The sequence below is a fragment of the Bradyrhizobium yuanmingense genome (genome assembly GCF_900094575.1).
Lineage (GTDB): Bacteria > Pseudomonadota > Alphaproteobacteria > Rhizobiales > Xanthobacteraceae > Bradyrhizobium > Bradyrhizobium yuanmingense.
The window spans coordinates 725,581-745,063 of record NZ_FMAE01000003.1 but is presented as its reverse complement, the minus strand read 5'-3'; the positions used below and the strand labels follow the sequence as shown (position 1 = coordinate 745,063).

Annotated in this window: 15 protein-coding genes and 1 pseudogene; 8 read left to right on the top strand and 8 right to left on the bottom strand. The window is 66.5% G+C overall.

The window, feature by feature from the left end:
• The first annotated feature begins 4 nt into the window (after positions 1-4).
• Complete coding sequence (locus GA0061099_RS13225) at positions 5-1,153, top strand: acyl-CoA dehydrogenase family protein (RefSeq protein ID WP_036028672.1); 1,149 nt, start codon at positions 5-7, stop codon at positions 1,151-1,153.
• A gap of 13 nt (positions 1,154-1,166) precedes the next feature.
• Positions 1,167-2,363 carry an acyl-CoA dehydrogenase family protein gene (locus GA0061099_RS13220; RefSeq protein WP_036028674.1) on the top strand — a complete coding sequence of 399 codons (1,197 nt, stop codon included), beginning with the start codon at positions 1,167-1,169 and terminating at the stop codon, positions 2,361-2,363.
• Positions 2,364-2,606: 243 nt separating this feature from the next.
• Here the strand turns inward: GA0061099_RS13220 and GA0061099_RS13215 are convergent, their stop codons facing one another.
• The 4 genes from GA0061099_RS13215 to GA0061099_RS13200 form a co-directional block, all read right to left on the bottom strand.
• Complete coding sequence (locus GA0061099_RS13215) at positions 2,607-4,931, bottom strand: xanthine dehydrogenase family protein molybdopterin-binding subunit (RefSeq protein ID WP_036028677.1); 2,325 nt, start codon at positions 4,929-4,931, stop codon at positions 2,607-2,609.
• A gap of 126 nt (positions 4,932-5,057) precedes the next feature.
• Positions 5,058-6,164, bottom strand: coding sequence for a S1C family serine protease (locus tag GA0061099_RS13210; protein WP_036009668.1), 1,107 nt, complete (start codon positions 6,162-6,164; stop codon positions 5,058-5,060).
• Between the two features lie 167 nt (positions 6,165-6,331).
• Complete coding sequence (locus GA0061099_RS13205) at positions 6,332-7,207, bottom strand: dihydrodipicolinate synthase family protein (RefSeq protein WP_036028680.1); 876 nt, start codon at positions 7,205-7,207, stop codon at positions 6,332-6,334.
• A 63-nt stretch (positions 7,208-7,270) separates the two neighbouring features.
• Positions 7,271-8,236 (bottom strand): VOC family protein, encoded by a 966-nt coding sequence (locus tag GA0061099_RS13200; protein ID WP_036009665.1) that lies wholly within the window; start codon positions 8,234-8,236, stop codon positions 7,271-7,273.
• A gap of 191 nt (positions 8,237-8,427) precedes the next feature.
• On the opposite strand from GA0061099_RS13200, the gene GA0061099_RS13195 reads away from it, so the two are divergent.
• Positions 8,428-9,294, top strand: a complete 867-nt coding sequence (locus GA0061099_RS13195; protein WP_036028682.1) for a S1C family serine protease — start codon at positions 8,428-8,430, stop codon at positions 9,292-9,294.
• Positions 9,291-9,662: a response regulator transcription factor gene (locus GA0061099_RS13190; RefSeq protein WP_036028685.1), complete on the top strand. Its 372-nt coding sequence runs from the start codon at positions 9,291-9,293 to the stop codon at positions 9,660-9,662. Before GA0061099_RS13195 ends, GA0061099_RS13190 begins: the two co-directional genes overlap by 4 nt.
• Positions 9,663-9,687: 25 nt before the next feature.
• On the opposite strand, the gene GA0061099_RS13185 is transcribed toward GA0061099_RS13190, so the two are convergent.
• The gene (locus GA0061099_RS13185; RefSeq protein WP_036028687.1) at positions 9,688-12,024 is read right to left on the bottom strand and encodes a Tex family protein; all 2,337 of its coding nucleotides are present in this window, start codon (positions 12,022-12,024) and stop codon (positions 9,688-9,690) included.
• 242 nt (positions 12,025-12,266) lie between these two features.
• Between GA0061099_RS13185 and atzD the strand changes: the two genes are divergently transcribed.
• Both atzD and GA0061099_RS13175 read left to right on the top strand, forming a co-directional pair.
• Complete coding sequence (atzD, locus tag GA0061099_RS13180) at positions 12,267-13,376, top strand: cyanuric acid amidohydrolase (RefSeq protein ID WP_036028690.1); 1,110 nt, start codon at positions 12,267-12,269, stop codon at positions 13,374-13,376.
• A gap of 116 nt (positions 13,377-13,492) precedes the next feature.
• Positions 13,493-14,962, top strand: coding sequence for an amidase (locus GA0061099_RS13175; RefSeq protein ID WP_036028693.1), 1,470 nt, complete (start codon positions 13,493-13,495; stop codon positions 14,960-14,962).
• Positions 14,963-15,196: 234 nt separating this feature from the next.
• On the opposite strand, the gene GA0061099_RS13170 is transcribed toward GA0061099_RS13175, so the two are convergent.
• Positions 15,197-15,517, bottom strand: a complete 321-nt coding sequence (locus GA0061099_RS13170; RefSeq protein WP_036009675.1) for a hypothetical protein — start codon at positions 15,515-15,517, stop codon at positions 15,197-15,199.
• Positions 15,518-15,653: 136 nt separating this feature from the next.
• Here GA0061099_RS13170 and GA0061099_RS13165 point away from each other — a divergent pair, with 136 nt between their 5' ends.
• Together GA0061099_RS13165 and GA0061099_RS13160 are read left to right on the top strand one after the other, a co-directional pair.
• On the top strand, positions 15,654-16,562 hold the full coding sequence (locus tag GA0061099_RS13165) for a PaaI family thioesterase (protein WP_036028695.1): 909 nt from the start codon (positions 15,654-15,656) through the stop codon (positions 16,560-16,562).
• Positions 16,563-16,630: 68 nt separating this feature from the next.
• On the top strand, positions 16,631-16,990 hold the full coding sequence (locus tag GA0061099_RS13160; protein WP_036009657.1) for a hypothetical protein: 360 nt from the start codon (positions 16,631-16,633) through the stop codon (positions 16,988-16,990).
• Between the two features lie 2 nt (positions 16,991-16,992).
• Here GA0061099_RS13160 and poxB read toward each other — a convergent pair.
• Positions 16,993-18,728: pseudogene (gene poxB / locus GA0061099_RS13155) on the bottom strand (ubiquinone-dependent pyruvate dehydrogenase).
• Between the two features lie 109 nt (positions 18,729-18,837).
• The gene (locus tag GA0061099_RS13150) at positions 18,838-19,470 is read right to left on the bottom strand and encodes a 2-dehydro-3-deoxy-6-phosphogalactonate aldolase (protein ID WP_036028697.1); all 633 of its coding nucleotides are present in this window, start codon (positions 19,468-19,470) and stop codon (positions 18,838-18,840) included.
• Positions 19,471-19,483 lie beyond the last annotated feature (13 nt).

The window sequence follows — 19,483 nt, the reverse complement described above, 5'->3', positions numbered from 1 at the left end:
CGCGATGGATCTCAATCTCAGTGACGAGCAAAAGTTGCTGCGCGAAAGCGCGGAACGTTTCGTGGCCGAGAGCTACGATGCCGAGCACCGCCGCAAGATGGCGAACGATCCGCTCGGCTTCAGCCCGGCCGTTTGGAAGCAATTCGCCGAGCTCGGCTGGCTAGCGCTGCCGCTTCCGGAAGAGTTCGGCGGGCTCGGCGGCGGCGCGGTCGATATCGGCATCTTGATGGAGGCCTTCGGCCGGGGCCTGGTTTCTGAGCCTTATGTCGCAACCGTCGTGCTCGGGGCCGCGCTGATCGCCAGATGCGGCACCAGCGAGCAGAAGCAGGCGAGCCTGCCCAAGGTGGCGGACGGATCACTGAAGCTTGCCCTGGCGCATTCGGAGCGCGCCGCCCGGTTCGATCTTGCCAAGGTCACGACCAGCGCCAACAAGACCGGACAAGGCTGGCGCCTTTCCGGCAGCAAGATCGCCGTGCTCGACGGACATGCCGCCGACGAGATCATCGTCTCCGCCCATATCCACGATCATCGGGGCCCCTCGGGCCGGATCGGCCTGTTCCTCGTGCAGGCGACGACGTCAGGCCTCGTCATCAGTGAGTATCCGCGTCTCGGCGGCGGACGCGCCTGCAACATCGAGCTGTTCGACGCGCATCTGCCGGAAGACGCCCTGCTCGGCGACGGCAGCGACGCCGTGCCCGCGATCGAATGGGCGATCGATCGCGCCATGGCCGCGCTCGGTGCGGAAGCTGTCGGCATCATGCAGACGCTGCTCGACACCACGCTCGACTACACCAAGATCCGAAAACAATTCGGCCGGCCGCTCTCCGCCAACCAGGTGATCCGCCACCGCCTCGCCGACATGGCGATGCAGGTGGACGAGGCCCGCTCGATGGCGCTGCGCGCGGCGTTGAAGGCCGATAGCGCGCCGATCGAGCGTGCCCGGGCAGCCTCGGGCGCGAAGGCGAAGATCGGCAAATGCGCGCGCTTCGTCGGCGAGCAGTCGATCCAGCTCCATGGCGGCATGGGCGTCACCGAGGAGCTTGAGGTCGGCGCCTATTTCAAGCGCCTCGTCGCGTTCGACACGCTGTTCGGCGGCAGCGCGCATCACTATGCCCGCCACGCCGAGCTGAGCCGCAGGGCCATCTCTGCTTAACAAGGAGCGCATCATGGACCTGTCGTTCAATGCCGAGGAGCGCGCCTTCCAGAGCGAGGTGCGCGGCTTCATCGCCAAGAATCTCACCGAGGAAATGAAGCGCGCGACCGCGCTGACGCCATCGGTGTTCTCCGATCCCGACATCGGCATGGCCTGGCAGCGCGCGCTGCACGCCCAAGGCTGGGGCGCGCCGGGCTGGCCGGTCGAATATGGCGGCCCCGACTGGACGCCGGCGCAGCGCTGGATCTTCGAGACTGAATGCGCCCGCGCCGGCGTGCCCAACGTCAACGTGATGGGCGTGAAGATGGTCGGGCCCGTCATCATCGGCTTCGGCAGCCCCGAGCAGAAGAATTTCTACCTGCCGCGGATTCTCTCCGGCGAGGATTATTGGTGCCAGGGCTATTCCGAGCCGGGCTCCGGCTCAGATCTGTCGTCCCTCAAGACGCGCGCGGTGCGCGACGGCGACGACTACATCATCAACGGCACCAAGATCTGGACCACGCATGCGCATCACGCCAACCGCATGTTCGCGCTGGTGCGCACCAGCGACGGGGCGCGGCAGCAGGACGGCATCAGCTTCGTCCTGATCGACATGAAAACGCCGGGCATCACCATCCGTCCCATCCTTACCATCGGCGGCGACCACGAGGTCAACCAGGTGTTCTTCGACGACGTGCGCGTGCCCGTCGCCAATCGCGTCGGCGAGGAAGGCAAGGGCTGGACCTACGGCAAATATCTGCTCGAGTTCGAGCGCGGCGCGGGCATCGCCTCGGCCAAGCTGCGCGAAGGATTGAAAGCGATTGCCGATCTTGCCGAGTCCGACCTCACGGGCCGCGCCATCGACAGCCCCGACATCGCGACGCGGATTGCCGAGGTCGAGGTCGACATCGACGCGCTCGAGATGACGGAGCTACGCGTGCTCTCGGCACTCCAGACCGGCCAGAATCCCGGCGCGGTGTCGTCGATCCTGAAGCTGCGCAACAGCGAGATCCGCCAGGCCGTGACGCGGTTGGGAGCCGACGTGATCGGCCACGACGCCCTCGCCGTCGAGCCGATGCGCCCGCTCTACAGGCTCAACCACGAGCCGGCGACGCCTGAGGAGATGCTGACGGTGATGCCGGAATATCTCAACGGCCGCGCCTACACCATCTTTGGCGGCACCTCGGAAATCCAGCGGGATATTATCGCGAAGATGATGCTGGGGATTTAGGGCATGTAGCCCGGATGGAGCGCAGCGAAATCCGGGATATGGCGAGCGCCTGTGCTCCGATCTCCGCTGTCGTCCCCGCGAAGGCGGGGACCCATAACCCCAGGGAGAGGTTATGGGGCGAGCTGGTCACTCCGAGTCTTCGCCAAACCACTCCCTGTGGTTATGGGTCCCGGGCTCGCGCCTTGCGCGCCCCGGGACGACGAGCTGAGTTTGGTGCAATAGCCTGCGCAACAGCTAGCGCACTTACCCCGCCGCCTTCGCGTCCCTGATCGCCTGCCAGATCTTCTGCGGCGTCAGGGGCGTGTTCAGCTGGGTGATGCCGAGCTCGGCGAGCGCGTCCATCACGCCGTTGGTGACGCAGGGCGGGCCGCCGATGGCGCCGGATTCGCCGCAGCCCTTGGCGCCGAGCGGATTGGTGCGGCAGGGCGCGGAATCATCCAGCGTCACTACGATCGGCGGCACGTCGTCGGCGCGCGGGATGCAGTAATCCTGGTAGCTCGCCGTCAGCAGCTGGCCGTCGGCATCATACGACACGCCTTCATACAGCGCCTGGCCGATGCCTTGCGCGACGCCGCCATGGATCTGGCCGGTGACCAGCATCGGGTTCACGGCGACGCCGACGTCGTCGACCGTGGTGTAGAGCACGACCTTGGAGACGCCGGTCTCGGGGTCGATCTCGACCTCGCAGATATGCGTGCCGTTCGGCCAGCTGGGACCATCGACCTCGCCTTCGGAATCGACGCTGAGCCTGGCGCCGCTCTCCTTCTCGGCGAGATCGAACAGGCTGATGCGGCGGTCGGTGCCGACCACGGTGAGCATGCCGCCCTGATATTCGATATCCTCGACCGAAGTCTCCAGCACGTTCGCGGCCTTCTCGCGCGCCTTCTGGATCAAGTCATTCGAGGAGACCGCAACCGCGGTGCCGCCGACGAACAGCGACCGCGAGCCGACGCTGCCGAAGCCCATGGCAAGATCGGTGTCGCCCTGCACCACGTCGATCTTGTCCATGGCAATGCCGAGCGTGTCGGAGATCATCTGGGTGTAGGTGGTCTGCAGCCCCTGCCCCATCGCCATGGTGCCGGAATGCAGCACGACGCGGCCTTGCGAGGTCGCTTGCAGCGTGACCTTCTCGGTGTGGGCGCGGCCGCCGGTCCACTCGATGTAGGAGGTGAGTCCGCGGCCGTAGAGCAGGCCCTTCTTCTTCGCGGCCTTCTTGCGCGCGGCAAAGCCGTCCCAGTCAGCGAGCTTCACGGCGCGGTCGAGCATGTGCGCGAAGGCGCCGGAATCGTAGACCTGGCCGGCCGCATTGGTGTAGGGCAGCTGCGCCGGCTTGATGTAGTTGGCCTTGCGGATCGCGCGCGGATCCATGCCGATTTTTCGCGCAGCGGCGTCGAACAGGCGCTCGACGATGAACACCGCTTCAGGGCGGCCGGCGCCACGATAGGCCCCGACCGGCGCGGTGTGGGTCATCACCGACTGCACCTCGAAGTGCACCAGCGGCAGGTCGTAGACACCGGTCTGTACGAACGGCCCGAGCACCAGCGGGATGATGTTGGCCGCGCCCGAGGAATAGGCCCCGGTGCAGCCGATCGACTTGACGCGATAGGCCAGCACCTTGCCCTTGTCATCCAGCGCGAAGGACGCCGTGGACGTGAGATCGCGGCCGTGGGTGCCGCCGACGAACTCGTCGGTGCGGTCGCCGCGCCAGCGGATCTTCTTGTTCAGCTTGGTCGCGGCATAGGCGACGATGCCGTCTTCGGGATAGAGATTGGTCTTCTGGCCGAAGCCGCCGCCGATGTCGCCGACTAGCACGCGGACACTGTCCTTGGGACGCTTGAGCACGGCTTCCGCCAGCACGTCGCGGGTCGAGGCCGGCGTCTGCGACTGCACGTGCAGCAGGAGACGGCCGGACTTCTCGTCGATCTCGGCAATGGTCGAGCGCGGCTCCATCGCGGACGGAACGAGACGCTGGCTGACGATATCGAGCTCGACGGTGTGCGCCGCCTTGGCAAAGGCCTCGTCGACCTTGGCGGCATCGCCGTAGCTCATGGCGCCGACGATGTTGTCGGGCGCCTCCGGCCACACCACGGGCGCGCCTGATTTCACCGCCTCGACGGGATCGACCACCGCGGGCTGCACATCGTATTCGACCGCGATCGCCTCGGCCGCGCTCTGCGCCTCCACGCGCGATGACGCCACCACCGCGGCCACGGCCTCGCCGGCGTAGCGGACGACCTCGTGGGCGAGCAGCCGGCGCGGCGGCACGGTCATCGGCTTGCCGTCCGGGCGCTTGAAGATGTTCAGCGTCGGGATGGTGCCGATGTCGTCCTTGACCAAGTCCGCGCCGGTGTAGATCGCGGCAACGCCCGGCATCGAAGCCGCGGCGCTGGTGTCGATCGAGACGATCTTGGCGTGGGCGTGCGGCGAGCGCAGCACGTGCAACCACAGCGCGCCGTCCTCCGGCTTGTCGTCGATGAACTGTCCCTTCCCGGTGAGCAGCCTCTGGTCTTCCAAACGCTTGACGGGCTGCCCCGCTCCGAAACGCAAATTGCCGGGAAGAATGTTCATTCCGCTGTATCCTCGAGATCGGGAAAAACGACGGCGGCGGTTTTAACCGATTTTGCGCGCCAGACAACCGAGCCCCGGCGCATCTGCAATGCGCGTCAGAGCCCCTTGCAGGCGCGGATTGGGCGGCTAGGACCTGTCGATATCGACAATGCTCACATTCACGTCACGGGTGTCCGAGCCGCGCTTGACCGTGAGCCGAACGGTCTTTCCGGCCCCGGCCTGCTCGAGCGCATCGGTCAGGTCGGCAAGGCGCCGCACCGGCTTGCCTTCCACCGCGGTGATGATGTCTCCGACCGCTCCCGTGGAAAAGTTGACGCCGCGAATCCCCGCCCGCTCGGCAGGACTGCCGGGGGCCGTCCGCACCACGATCACCCCTTCGACAGCAAGCCGGGTCGAAACATCCTCGCCGGCGGCCACGATGCCGATGCCCGGCGTCGGCACGCGGCCGTTGCGGATCAGCTCAGGGACGATCCGGTTCACGACGTCGACCGGGACCGCGAAGCCGATGCCGGCGTTCGATCCGGACGGCGAGATGATCGCCGTGGTGACGCCGATCAGCCGGCCGGCGGAATCCAATAGCGGCCCGCCCGAATTGCCGGGATTGATCGCGGCATCGGTCTGGATGACGTTGGCGATCTCGCGGCCGCCATGGGTCGGGAGCCGTCGCTTGAGCGCGCTGATGATGCCGGAAGTCATCGACTGATCCAGCCCGAAGGGATTGCCGATCGCGAAAGCGGATTGTCCGACTTTCAGGTCGCTCGAACTGCCGAGAGCGATCGGCGCTGGAAGCTGGCGCACGCTGCGGATGCGCAACACCGCGAGATCGTAATTGGGCGCCGTGCCGACCAGGTCGACCTGGGCCACCTCACCCGAGGCAAAGCGCACGGCGATCTCGCCGCCATTGGCGACAACATGATTGTTCGTCACCAGGTGGCCGTCGCGGTCCCAGACAAATCCCGTGCCGGAAGCACCGCCGCCGGCCTGGCTCTCCTCGCCCATGAGGGGACTTGCCGCCGACTTGGCCGCAACCTGAACGACCGACGGCGATACGCGCTCGAAGATGTCGATGGTTGCCTTCTCGCCGTCCCACAGCGGCCCGCGCTGCTCGACGGCACGTGCGGAGGGCGCGGCCCATGGGACATACGAGACGGGGACATGCAGGATCTTCGCGGCCGTGACCGCGACCAGCAGGGCGGCGAAGGCTGCCGCGGCAATCGCATAGCGACGATTCATTGGGTGATCACCGTGTCTTGTGCTGAATGCGGGCTGTGAGATGCACATGCATGAAGTGGCAGGATCTCGCTTACGCAGCAACGTCGCAAACGCGCGGAAGTTTCTCGGTCAGGTATGGACCATTTTGCGCCCGGCACGGATGCCGGGGCATATTGCCGCGTGGCGAGCTATTCCAGCTCGCGCAGCGCCGTTTCCACGATTTTGCGCGCATCCGCCGTCAGTGGCGCCTGCGGCGGGACGGGGCCGCCGACGTCATAGCCCTGGATCGCAAGGCCGGCCTTGATGCACGCCGCGAGATTGAAACGGGCGAAGGCTTCGTTGATCCGCCACAGCCGCCGCTGCAGCGCCATGGCCTCGTCCCAGCGGCCGGCCGTGCATAGATCGTAGAGCATCACGCTCTGGCGCGGGATGATGCAGGCAGGTCCCGCCATCCAGCCGCGGCCGCCGATCAGCATCACCGCCGCCGGAATGTGGGCGGAGGCGGAGAACACGCGCAAGGAGTCCCCGCAGCGGTTCATGATCGAGAGCAGCCGACCGGTGTTGGTCGAGGCATCCTTGATGTAGCCGATGCGCGGATGCTCGGCGAGGCGCGCGATGACGTCGAGCGTGAGATCGGAGCGCTGGAATTGCGGATTGGTGTAGATGACGACGGGAATGTCGACGGCATCGGCAATGGCGCGGAAATAGGATTCGACCTGCGCATCGGCCAGCGGGAAATACGCCTCCAAAATCGCAAGGATGCCGTCGGCCCCACACTTCTGGCAGGCTTTCGCCTGCGCCACCGCATCCGCCGTCGCGGTCGAGGCGACGCCGGCGATAACAGGCACGCGGCCCTGCGCGGCCTCAATCGCGATCTGCACGACCGCCGTACGTTGCGCGGCGTTTAGGTAAGCGAATTCGCCGGTCGAGCCCAACGGCGTCAGCCCGTGCACGCCGGCGCCGATCAGGTCGTCGCAGAGTTTTGCCAGCACGTTGGTTCGCACCGTGCCGTCGGCATCGATGGGCGAGACGAGATACGGAAAGACACCGTGGAATTCGGACATGCGGCGCGGATCCCGGTCGATTGGTTTGCGGCTGACGGCTATTACCAATGCCGGCGCCGGCGATCAAACCCTGAGCAGACGCACCCGCGTGCCCCAGGGATCGATCGCCTCCACCCCGTCCGCAAGCGCCGTGACCTTCACACCGCCTTTGCGCAGCCGTTCTTCCTGCGCGGCGAGCAGCTCCGGCTTCGCCATCACCAGCGAGAACCAGGCAAGACCGGTCGTGGACTCGTCGCGCTGGCCGGCGCCCTGGCTCTGCCAGACATTCATGCCGAGGTGATGGTGATAGCGGCCCGACGCCAGGAACGCGGCGCCGCTGCGGCGACGAGTCGGGTCGAGGCCGACCGTGCCGTGATAGAAGCTCTCGGCCTGGGCGAGATCGCCGACGCGCAGATGCATGTGGCCGATGCGCATTCCGTCCGGCGCCTTGGCATAATCGGGAACGCGCGTATTGGTGAGCGACAACAGGTCGGGAATGTTGAGCTCGTCGGTCGCCATCTTCACGCTACCCTCGCTCCATTGCCATTGCGAGGGGTCGCGGTCGGCATAGACCTCGATGCCGTTGCCTTCGGGGTCGTCGAGATAGACGGATTCGGAGACGAGATGATCGGCAAAGCCCGACAACGGCACGCGGTGCGAGGCGGCATGAACCAGCCAGCGCGCCAGATCCTTGCGGGTCGGCATCAGGAAGGCGGTGTGGTAGAGGCCTGCGGCGCTGCGCGATTCAATCGCGGCTTCGGGACGGGCCTCCAGCACCAGCAGCGTGAGGCCTGATGTGCCGAGCTTGGCTGTGGCCGCCGAGCGCTCCATCACGGTGAGCCCGATCACATCGCGGTAATAATCTGCGACTTTGTCGAGGCTCTTCACCCGCAGCGTCACCATGCCGACCCGCATCGGCGTACGGCTGGCAAAGGTGGGGCCGCCGCCCTGCGCTGTGCCCTCGGCACGGGCCGCGGCTGCGGCGGCCATGGCGAGCGAGGTGGCGCCGGCGAGCTGCAGCAGGGTGCGGCGGGTCAAGTCGATGGTCATCGGTCGGGCTCGCTGGAAATCCTCGAGGCCAAATGGCCCAATTTTGGGATTGCTACACGTTCCCGTGAGGCGCTCCCAATCACATGTTCGTCGGTCGCGGTCTTGCGGAGGCCGTCCTTGTCCTGGCCACCCGGCCAGTTTCGCAATCGCCCGCGGCATCCCAGATTGAGGACAACTTACGGGAGCCCGCCATGACTGATCTTAGTCCCCTGTCCTCACTGTCCTCCGCGCTCGCGGACATTGTGGCGCGCACCGCGCCGTCCGTCGTCTCCGTGCATTCGCATCGCTCTCGCGCGACCGGCTTTGCCTGGAAACCCGGCCTGATCGTCACCGCCGACGAGGCGCTGGCCGACGAGGGCGGGGTCGAGATCGGCCTCGCCGACGGTCGTCGGGTCGCTGCCACGATCGCCGGCCGCGACCACACCACCGACATCGCGCTGCTGCGCACTGAGGCCGCGGTCGCGCCGGTCAAGCTCGCCGCAACCGTCCCGCCGCTGGGCGCATTGTCGGTCGTGGTCGCGACCAACCGGGAGACACCAAGCGCGGCGCTCGGGATGGTGTCGGCGTCCGGAAAGAGCTGGCGTTCCTTGCGCGGCGGCGACATCGATGCGCGGATCGAGCTCGACGTCCGCCTACGCGGCAGCCAGCAGGGCGGGCTCGCGCTCGATGCATCGGGCGAAGCCTTCGGCATGGCCGTGCTCGGGCCGCGGCGCGTGCTGGTGATCCCGACCGCGACGATCGAGCGTGTCGCGCCCCAGCTCGAGGCGCGCGGCCGCATCGCGCGTGGCTATCTCGGCCTCGGGCTGCAGCCGGTGCAGCTCGACGACGGCATCGGCGCCATGGTCATGAATGTCGACAAGGCTGGGCCTTCGGCCGCGGCCGGCATTCGCCAGGGCGACGTGATCGTGGCGGTCAACGGCCAGAAGCTCTCGGGCGTGCGCGCACTGTCGCGAACGCTGGGACCTGCGAGCGTCGGCGCGGTGGTCGACGTCGCCGTGCACCGTGGCGGCGAGCCGGTCAGCTTCAAGGTCACGGTCGGCGAAAGGCCGGAGGCGTGAGCGAGGACAAGACGGCCGAGATCGTATTGTCGCTGGAGATCGACGACCCCACACTCGCCGATCGCCTCGCGGCCCTGCTCGGCAATGTCGCCGGGCTTCGCCTCGCCGCGCCCGGCGAGCAGGCCGCCGCGACAATCATAGCCCGCGATCCGCGCATCAGCCCTGCGGACATCGCGCTGACGCAGCGCGAGCTCGACGTGCTGGCGCTGATGGCCGAAGGCGCCTCCAACAAGATGATCGCCCGGCAGCTCGGCATCTCCGTGCACACCGTGAAATTCCATGTCGGCTCGTTGCTCGACAAGCTCGACGCCACCGGCCGCACCGATGCGGTGGCGCATGCGGCGCGCCGCGGCGTGATCGAGCTTTGACAGCCCTAACGGCGCCGCTCAGCCGCTACACCCGCTTGCCGTTGTTCTTCTCCGCCGCGCGGCGCAGCGCTTCGGCGAGCGCGCCGCCGCCCGAAGATTCCTGCTTGCGCGGCGCAGACGACGTCATGCGGCTTGCGTTGCGCTGATTGTTGTCGCGCTGCATGCCGGGGGCGTCCTTCCTAGGCCCGACCTCGTCGTCGAGGCGTAGCGTCAGCGAGATGCGCTTGCGGGCCACCTCGAAGTCCAGCACCTTCACCTTGACGATGTCGCCGGGCTTCACCACCTCGCGCGGGTCCTTGATGTAGGTCTTCGACATCGCCGAGATGTGCACGAGGCCATCCTGGTGCACGCCGATGTCGACGAAGGCGCCGAAGGCGGCGACGTTTGTCACGGTGCCCTCGAGGATCATGCCCTTCTTGAGATCCTTGATCTCCTCGACGCCTTCCTTGAACACCGCCGCCTTGAACGCAGGGCGCGGGTCGCGACCGGGCTTTTCCAACTCGCGAAGGATGTCGGTGACGGTCGGCAGACCGAAGGTCTCGTCGACGAAATCCTTCGGCTTCAGCGTGCGCACGACGTCGCTGTTGCCGATCAGCGCCTTGATGTCGCTCTTGGTCGCCTCGAGAATCCGGCGCACCACGGGATAGGCCTCCGGATGCACGCCGGAGGCATCAAGCGGATCCTCGCCGCCGAGGATGCGCAAGAAGCCCGCGCACTGCTCGAACGCCTTCGGCCCGAGCCGCGGCACGTCCTTGAGCGCCTTGCGCGACTTGAACGGACCATTGGCGTCGCGATGCGCCACGATGCTCTGGGCGAGGCCGGAGCCGACACCCGACACGCGCGCCAGCAGCGGCGCGGAGGCGGTGTTGACGTCGACGCCGACCGCGTTCACGCAATCCTCCACCACGGCGTCGAGCGATTTGGCGAGCTTGGCCTGGCCGAGGTCGTGTTGATACTGGCCGACGCCGATCGCCTTCGGCTCGATCTTGACGAGCTCGGCGAGCGGATCCTGCAGGCGCCGCGCGATCGACACCGCGCCGCGCAGGGTGACGTCGAGGCCGGGCAGCTCCTCCGAGGCGAAGGCCGAGGCCGAATAGACGGACGCGCCGGCTTCCGACACCACGATCTTGTTCATCTTCAGCTCAGGCAGACCCTTGACCAGCTCGGTGGCGAGCTTGTCGGTCTCGCGCGAGGCGGTGCCGTTGCCGATCGCGATCAGCTCGACGCGGTGCTTGATTGCGAGCCGGCCGAGCGTCGCCAGCGACTCGTTCCATTGCCGCTGCGGCTCGTGCGGATAGATCGCGGTGGTGTCGACCACCTTGCCGGTGGCATCGACGACGGCGACCTTCACGCCGGTGCGGTAGCCGGGATCGAGCCCCATGGTGACGCGGGTGCCGGCGGGCGCGGCCAGCAGGAGGTCGCGCAGGTTCGATGCGAACACGCGCACGGCCTCGGTCTCGGCCGAATTCCACAGCCGCATGCGCAGATCGATATTGAGATGCACCTGGATCTTGGTGCGCCAGGCCCAGCGCACGGTATCGATCAGCCAGCGGTCGCCGGGACGCTTGAGATCGGCAATGCCGAACCGCTTCATGATCTTCAATTCATAGGCGCTCGGCACGCCCGGCGGCGGCGCCTCGGCCTCGGGCTGAATTTGCAGGTCGAGAATTTCTTCTTTCTCGCCGCGGAACATCGCGAGGATGCGGTGCGAGGGCAGTTTTGTCAGCGGCTCGGAGAAATCGAAATAGTCGGCGAACTTCTCGCCCTCGGTCTTCTTGCCGTCGCGCACCTTGGAGGCCATGCGCGCATTGGTCCACATCTCTTCGCGCAAGGCGCCGATCAGATCGGCATCCTCGTCGAAGCGCTCGACCAGGATGGCGCGGGCGCCGTCGAGCGCGGCAGCGGCGTCAGCGACGCCCTTCTCGGCGTTGATGAAGCCTTCCGCCACGACCTTCGGATCATTGCCGGGCTCAGCCATAAGCTGGTTGGCGAGCGGCTCGAGGCCGGCTTCCTTGGCGATCTCCGCCTTGGTGCGGCGCTTCGGCTTGAACGGCAGATAGATGTCCTCGAGGCGAGCCTTGCTGTCAGCGGCCATGATCGAGGCCTCGAGGGCCGCATCGAGCTTGCCCTGCTCGCGGACCGATTCGAGAATGGCCTTGCGGCGATCCTCGAGCTCGCGCAGGTAAACCAGGCGCTCCTCCAGAGTGCGCAATTGCGCGTCGTCGAGCGCACCGGTCGCTTCCTTGCGGTAGCGGGCGATGAAGGGAACCGTGGCGCCGCCGTCGAGCAGCGTCACCGCCGCCTCGACCTGCTCGGCGCGAACCCCAAGCTCCTGCGCAATTTTCTGGTTGATGTTTGCCACGCGAGATTCCCTCTAATCCAAGCACGCGGGCGCAGGGGCGAACCACCGGCCGCGGGACGCCGCTTATGGACCAACCAAGGTTGATTCATCAAGGTGCGGTGCGCAACCGTCGACAGAGGATTTTTTGCCCGACCGATGCGATCTCGCCACATTCGTGGGGGCGCGGCGACTTGACATCGGCCCCGCGTTCCGCGCCTGCTTGCTCCCGCCGGGCCAATGAACTCTCCGCACGAGGACCAATCATGCGTACCACATCGGTCGGCGTCTTCAGGATCGCCACCACGGGACCCGGCGACGTCTCCGGCCTGATGGACTTGATCGTTTCAGGCGCGATCGATCCCACCTCGATCCTCGCCGTTCTCGGCAAGACCGAGGGTAACGGCGGCGTCAACGATTTTACCCGGGAATACGCGGTGGCCGCGCTATGTACGGCGCTGGCACCCAAGCTCGGCCTGTCGGCGCCGGACGTCGAGCAGCGTATCGCCTTCGTGATGTCCGGCGGCACCGAGGGCGTGCTCAGTCCGCATCTTACGGTGTTCACACGGAGCGAGGCCGAGCGCCCGGCAGGCCTTTCCGGCAAGCGCCTCAGCATCGGCATGGCGCACACGCGGGACTTCTTGCCCGAGGAGCTCGGCCGCGCCGCGCAAATCGCCGAGACGGCGAAGGCCGTGCAAGCCGCGATGGCGGATGCCGGCATCAGCGATCCCGCGGACGTTCATTTCGTGCAGATCAAGTGCCCGCTGCTGACCAGCGAGCGCGTTGCCGCGGCAAACGCGCGAGGCAACAAGACGGCGACGACAAACGCTTACGGCTCGATGGCCTATTCGCGCGGTGCGTCCGCGCTGGGCGTTGCGGTCGCGCTCGGCGAGATCAGTTCCGACGTCGGCGACGAGGACGTGCTGCGGCGCTATGATCTGTTCTCCAAGGTGGCCTCGACCTCGTCGGGGATCGAGCTGATGCATAACGTCGTCATCGTGCTCGGCAACTCGGCATCTTCAGCGAGTGAGTTCGAGATCGGCCATGCCGTGATGGAGGATGCCATCGACGCCGCGGCGGTGGTATCGGCGTTGAACAGCGTCGGGCTTGGCACTGCGCCGCAAACCACCGCGGGCCGCACGCTCGTCAACATCTTCGCCAAGGCGGAGGCCTCGCCTAACGGCACAGTGCGCGGCTTCCGCCACACCATGCTTGAAGACACCGACATCAGCGCGACACGCCACGCCCGCGCAGCGGTCGGCGGCCTGATCGCGGGCCTTGCCGGCACCGGCGCAATCTACGTGTCCGGCGGCGCCGAGCATCAGGGGCCGGCCGGCGGCGGCCCGGTTGCAGCGATCGCACGACTGTCGGATTGATAGCCGGCAGCCCGACCTCTCCGCCGGGCGCAACCCTGCCCCTCGTGGCGCCTCGGTTGATTCACGCGGGCCGTTGCGAAAAAGGTGACGCCGCGGCCTTAAGGGGATTTGACTTCATGACTTTGCCGATGAGCTGGAATGAATGGGCACAGCACGATGGCGTCGCGCTGGCGGGGCGCGTTCGCAAGGGCGAGCTGACGGCGAAGGAGCTGGCGCGCCAGGCCGCCGCGGGCGTTGCCAAGGTCAATCCAGCGCTGTCCGGCGTGGTCGAGCTGTTCGAGGACGTGATCGCCGATCCCGCCAAGGACGGCGCCAATCTCGCAGGTCCGTTCGCCGGCCTGCCCTTCCTGATGAAGGACCTCGGACCGACCATGAAGGGCCGGCTGCAGGAGATGGGATCGCTGCTGATGCGCGGCAATCGCGCGAGCGCCGATACGTTCCTCACCGGCAAATTCCGTCAGGCGGGGCTCAACCTGATCGGTCGCACCACGACGCCAGAATTCGGCGTGTGCTCGTCGGCCGACAATCCTGCCGTCTACGTCACGCGCAATCCCTGGAATACGGACTACACCACCTGCGGCTCATCGGCAGGCAGCGCGGCGATGGTGGCCGCGGGCGTGGTGCCGATCGCGCATGCGACCGACGGCGGCGGCTCGATCCGCATTCCCGCCGGCGTCAACGGCAATATCGGCCTGAAGGTCTCGCGCGGCGTGTTCTCGCTCGCGCCGCACATGTCGGACCTGACCGGCCTCGTCTCGATCCAGGGCTGCCAGTCGCGCTCGGTGCGCGACACTGCCGCCTTCGTCGATCATGCGCGCGGGCCTGCGCCCGGCGAGTTCATGCCGTTCTGGACCACGGCGCAGCCATATTGCGAGATGATCAAGCGCGATCCCGGCAAGCTTCGCATCGCGCTGTCGCACACATGGGGCAATTACACCGCGGCGCCCGAGCTCGCTGCCGAGCTGGAGAAGGCCGGACGCTTCCTCGAAGGCCTCGGCCACCACGTCGACTATGCGCTGCCGGAGATCGACCTCCCGGCCGCCTTCGAGGCGCAGACCACCTGCTACATCTCGAACTTCGCGGTGGTGATCTCCAACATGCTCGCCGCGCGCGGACTGGAAAAGCCGCCGGAGGATCTGATCGAGCCGATGAACATCCGGATCTGGGAAGCCGGGCGCCACACCAGCTTTGCCGAGCGGGCGAAGATGCAGGCCGTGTTCAACACGACCTCGCGCGGCTTCGGCAGCTTCTTCGAGCAATGGGACGTGATCCTGACGCCGATCACGGCGCTGCCGACGCCGAAGGTCGGCACCAGGGAATATCTCACCATCTCGGACAATCCTGATGTGCGCGACTGGTTCGACAATCTGTGGCGCTTCTTCGCCTTCACGCCGCTCGCCAATCTCTGCGGCATTCCGGCGATTTCGATGCCGATGGCAAGCCAGGATCACGGCCTGCCGCTCGGCATCCAGGCGATCGCCAAGCAGGCCAATGACGGCCTCCTGCTGCAGCTCGCCGCCCAGATCGAGCGCGCGCTCGACGGCAAGTGGAACGGCGGCAAGAAACCGAAGGTGCATGTAGGCTAACTAGAGCGTGATGAGATCAGTTCGATCGCTACGGCGGAGGTGCACTCCCTCTCCCGCTTGCGGGAGAGGGCTGGGGAGAGGGTGTTTCCGCGATGGGACAATCCCCTAGAGGAGAAAGCCCTCCCGCGCCTTCGGCGCAACCTCTCCCGCAAGCGGGAGAGGTTGCAGCGAGCCCGTGGCATGGATCTCGCTTTAGCAAGTGTGCGATCGCATCGATACGCGATCGCAACAGCCTCAGTTCTTGACCGCCGGTATCTCCTCCGCCACCGGCTGCTTCTGACCCTGCTGATACATCGCGAGCGCCTTTTCGAGGGCTTCGCGCAGTGCCAGTGCTGCGGCGACACTGCAACGCAGATGCGCAGTCTGGACCACGTCGACCCTGACGGCAGCGCCGACCGGCATCAACAGGTTTGCGGCAAGCTCGATCTGGATCGCGCCGTTGTGGTGACCGAAGCAGGATGCGCCGTCGAAATAGATGATCGGCGCCCGCTCGGCGCTGGAGGTGGAAATGGTGACGGGCCCCTGGGCGGTCGAGGGCGTTTCGGGGTCGGCCATGGGCGCTCCTTGCAGTTCATCGACGAACGAAGCGCCCACCATCGACGCTTCGGCGCGCCCTGTCGAGACCAAACCGTCCCATGCGGGGCTCATTCGGGATTTTGCGCGAGGCCCGACACTGGTCTAGAAGGTCCCCATGAGCACCACGCCGACCACGCTTGCCTTCGAGGAACTCGCCGAGGCCATCAAGGGCCGCCGCTCCGATTACGGCCATATCAGCGGGCTCCAGCTCGACCGGTTCGCACCTGGCGAGGCTTGGTCCAGCCTGCCCTATCGACCGGTCTTCGTCGGCGACACCGCGACCGGCGTGCTGCATGGCGGCGTCGTCACCGCGATGCTGGACGAGAGCTGCGGCATGGCGGTGCAACTTGCGCTCGACGGCACCCGCGCGATCGCGACCCTGGATCTGCGCATCGACTACCAGAAGCCGGCAACGCCCGGCCTCGACATCAAAGCGCATTCGGTCTGCTACCGCACCACGCGCTCGATCGCCTTCGTGCGCTCCACCGCCTATCAGGAGTCCGAGGACGATCCGGTCGCGACCGCGACCGCCTGCTTCATGATCGGCGCCAACCGCACCAACATGCTCGCCGACCGCCGGATGGATGCGCGCAGCATCCCGACGCTGGACGCGCCGGAGGATCCGGACGGGCCCTTTGCGCGCAGCCCGTTCGCGCGCGCGCTCGGCATCCGCGTCAACGATGACGGCACGCTGACGATGCCGTTCTCGCCGCAGATCATCGGCAATCCGATCCTGCCGGCGATCCATGGCGGCATGACGGGCGCCTTCCTCGAGACCACCGCCGTCATCGGCGTGGCGCGGGAGCTCGGCGCTAGCGCACCGCCCAAGCCGATCGGCCTCACCGTCAACTACTTGCGCTCCGGACGCGCGCTCGACACGTTTGCCGACGTCTCGATCGTGAAGCAGGGCCGACGTATCGTCGCCTTCGAGGCGCGGGCCTGGCAGGACGATGCTTTGAAGCCGATCGCCACCGCTTTCGGTCACTTCATGCTGCGCCCGACGCCTGGAAGTGACGAGGAATAAGCCCATTTTGACTTGACGGCCGCAGCTCCGGCCCCAACGATAGCGCGCCTTTCGCCAGAGGAATTGGATTGCGGCATCCGCTCGACATCGTTGCCATGTTCGCCGCACTCTGGCTGCTGGCATCGATGGTGCTCGACACGCTGACGCCGAAGGAGCTGACCGCGATCATGATCGGCATCGCGATCGGCCCGGCCATCGTCATCACCGCCGTGTTCTATTACCTGCGGTGCCCGCGAACGGATTTTGCGGTGATGTTCGCAGCGCTGTGGCTGATCTCCGATATCGCCATCGCCCTCATCTCGCCGAAGCAGCTGCCGCATTTCCTGATCGCGCTCGGCTTTCTGCCGGCGATGCTGATCGGCATCGTGCTGCACTGGCAGACTTTCACCTCTCCTCGGCGGGGAGAGGTGAACCACCGCGCCGGCTGATATCACCGCGGCAACAGGTTCGTCTTCGCGAGGTCGAGCACCTCGTCACCGCGTCCGTTCATCACCGCACGCAACACCCAGAGGCTGAAGCCCTTCACCTGCTCGGCCGTGATGGTCGGGGGCATCGACAGCTCCTGCTTGGCGGTGACAACATCGAGCAGCGCCGGCCCATTGTGCGCCAGCATCTCTTTCATCGCGCCCGGAAGCTCGCCGGGATCCTCGACGCGCTTGGCAAAGATGCCCATCGCGCGCGCCATCGCGGCGAAATCCGGGTTCTCCAGGTCGACATTTGTGTCGACGAAGCCCGCCGCCTTCATCTCCAGCGCGACGAAGCCGAGCACGCCGTTGTTGAAGACGACCACCTTCACCGGCAGCTTCTCCTGCGTCAGCGTGATCAGGTCGCCCATCAGCATGGTGAAGCCGCCGTCGCCGGAGAGCGAGATGACCTGGCGTCCGGGCTGCGCCGCTTGCGCCCCGATCGCCTGCGGCATGGCATTGGCCATCGAGCCGTGAACGAAGGAGCCGATCAGCCGGCGGCGGCCGTTCATGCCGAGATAGCGCGCCGCCCACACCGTCGGGGTGCCGACATCGGCGGTGAAGACGGCATCGTCGGAGGCATGGTCGCTGATGACCTTGGCGAGATATTGCGGATGGATCGGCTTGGCTCCGGGCGTGCCCTTGGCTAGCGAATCGAGGCCCTCGCGGGCTCTCTTGTAGTGCGCGACGGCGTCGTCGAGATGCTTGCGCTGCGTCTTCGTCTTGAGCAGCGGCAGCAGCGCCTCGATGGTGAGCTTGACGTCGCCGACGAGACCGAGATCGATCCTGCAGCGCCGTCCCAGATTTTCCGGACGGATGTCGATCTGCGCGACCTTCGCATCATCAGGGAAGAACTGCTTGTAGGGGAAGTCGGTGCCGAGCATCACCAGCGCATCGCAGGCGTGCATCGCGGCGTAGCCCGAGGAGAAGCCGATGAAGCCGGTCATGCCGACGTCATAGGGGTTGTCGTATTCGACATGCTCCTTGCCGCCGAGCGCGTGCACGATCGGGCTTTTCAAGGTCTCGGCGAGCTGCATCAAAGGCGCGTGTGCGCCGGCGCAGCCGCGGCCGCAGAACAGCGTGATGCGCTCGGCGCCGTTGAGGAGATCCGCGAGCGCCTGCAGCTCATCCGCTTGCGGCACGACCTTCGGCGGAGCCAGTGCAAGGCCACGCGTCGTCGAAAGCGCGCGCTTCGGAGGACTGCGGAAGGCGACATCGCCGGGCATGGCGACGACGGCGACGCCGCGCAAGCCGACCGCCGCGCGAATTGCATTCTCCAGCACGAAAGGCAGCTGGCTCGGGTCCGACACCAGCTCGCAATAATGGCTGCATTCGCGGAACAGGTTTTGCGGATGCGTCTCCTGGAAATAGCCGCCGCCGATCTCGGCGGTCGGGATCTGCGCCGCGATCGCCAGCACGGGAACGCGGCTGCGATGCGCGTCGAACAGGCCGTTGATCAGATGCAGATTGCCGGGGCCGCAGGAGCCCGCGCAGACCGCGAGGCTCCCGGTCATCTCGGCTTCGCCGGCCGCCGCGAGGCCGCGACCTCCTCGTGCCGGACATGTATCCATTCGATCGTGCCGCGGCGGCGCAGCGCCTCGGTGAGCGCGTTCAGGCTGTCGCCGACGATGCCGTAGATGCGCTTGACCCCGGCCTGTTCGAGCGTTGCCACGAACAGATCGGCCACGTTGTTGATCGCCATGTCGGTCTCCTGATTCAGCCAGTCGCATAACACGATGCGCGCATGTCGGCATCGCGCCACCATATGGCAGAATAGACCAAGTCAGGATTACGGCTAGTTTATTGTCGGCTCAATCTTTCTCAATTGCCCGATCGTAAGCGGCAATTGTCACCTCTGCGCGGGCTGCGACATCTGTTGCCGTCATGCCTGGCTTGTAGAGGCTGGAGCCGAGCCCGAAGGCGGTCACCCCGCCCTTGATGTACTCGGCAAAATTCTGGTCGGAGACGCCGCCGACGGCGGCGATCATCACGCCTGCCGGCAGCACGGCACGGATCGCGGCGATGCCGGCAGCGCCGAGCACGCTCGCCGGAAAGAATTTCAGGCTCGACGCGCCCGCGCGCACCGCCAGCAGCGCCTCGGTCGGCGAGAACACGCCGGGCATGGTCACCATGCGATGCTGATGCGCGCGCGCCAGCACTTCGGTGTCGACATTGGGCGAGACCATCAGCCTGCCGCCGACATCGTTGAGACGATCGACATCTGCCGTCGTCAGCACCGTGCCGGCGCCGATCAACACGCCTGATGGCGCGAGCTTCACGGCAAGCGCGATCGAGCGGAACGGATCGGGTGAATTCAGGGGGATCTCGATCGCGGTCATGCCGGTCTCGACCAAGACGCCGACGATCGCTTCGGTCTCCTCAGGCTTGATGCCGCGCAGGATCGCGACCAGCGGCCGCTGCATCGGCGGAAAGGGAACGCTCATCTCTCGCAGTCCT

Excerpts from the sequence above, each read along its gene's own strand:
- GA0061099_RS13195 (WP_036028682.1), top strand. The coding sequence starts at position 8,428 with ATGACTGATCTTAGTCCCCTGTCCTCACTGTCCTCCGCGCTCGCGGAC.
- GA0061099_RS13225 (WP_036028672.1), top strand. The coding sequence starts at position 5 with ATGGATCTCAATCTCAGTGACGAGCAAAAGTTGCTGCGCGAAAGCGCG.
- GA0061099_RS13175 (WP_036028693.1), top strand. The coding sequence starts at position 13,493 with ATGACTTTGCCGATGAGCTGGAATGAATGGGCACAGCACGATGGCGTC.
- GA0061099_RS13210 (WP_036009668.1), bottom strand. The coding sequence starts at position 6,164 with ATGAATCGTCGCTATGCGATTGCCGCGGCAGCCTTCGCCGCCCTGCTG.
- GA0061099_RS13170 (WP_036009675.1), bottom strand. The coding sequence starts at position 15,517 with ATGGCCGACCCCGAAACGCCCTCGACCGCCCAGGGGCCCGTCACCATT.
- GA0061099_RS13205 (WP_036028680.1), bottom strand. The coding sequence starts at position 7,207 with ATGTCCGAATTCCACGGTGTCTTTCCGTATCTCGTCTCGCCCATCGAT.
- GA0061099_RS13165 (WP_036028695.1), top strand. The coding sequence starts at position 15,654 with ATGAGCACCACGCCGACCACGCTTGCCTTCGAGGAACTCGCCGAGGCC.
- GA0061099_RS13150 (WP_036028697.1), bottom strand. The coding sequence starts at position 19,470 with ATGAGCGTTCCCTTTCCGCCGATGCAGCGGCCGCTGGTCGCGATCCTG.
- atzD (WP_036028690.1), top strand. The coding sequence starts at position 12,267 with ATGCGTACCACATCGGTCGGCGTCTTCAGGATCGCCACCACGGGACCC.
- GA0061099_RS13200 (WP_036009665.1), bottom strand. The coding sequence starts at position 8,236 with ATGACCATCGACTTGACCCGCCGCACCCTGCTGCAGCTCGCCGGCGCC.
- GA0061099_RS13220 (WP_036028674.1), top strand. The coding sequence starts at position 1,167 with ATGGACCTGTCGTTCAATGCCGAGGAGCGCGCCTTCCAGAGCGAGGTG.
- GA0061099_RS13215 (WP_036028677.1), bottom strand. The coding sequence starts at position 4,931 with ATGAACATTCTTCCCGGCAATTTGCGTTTCGGAGCGGGGCAGCCCGTC.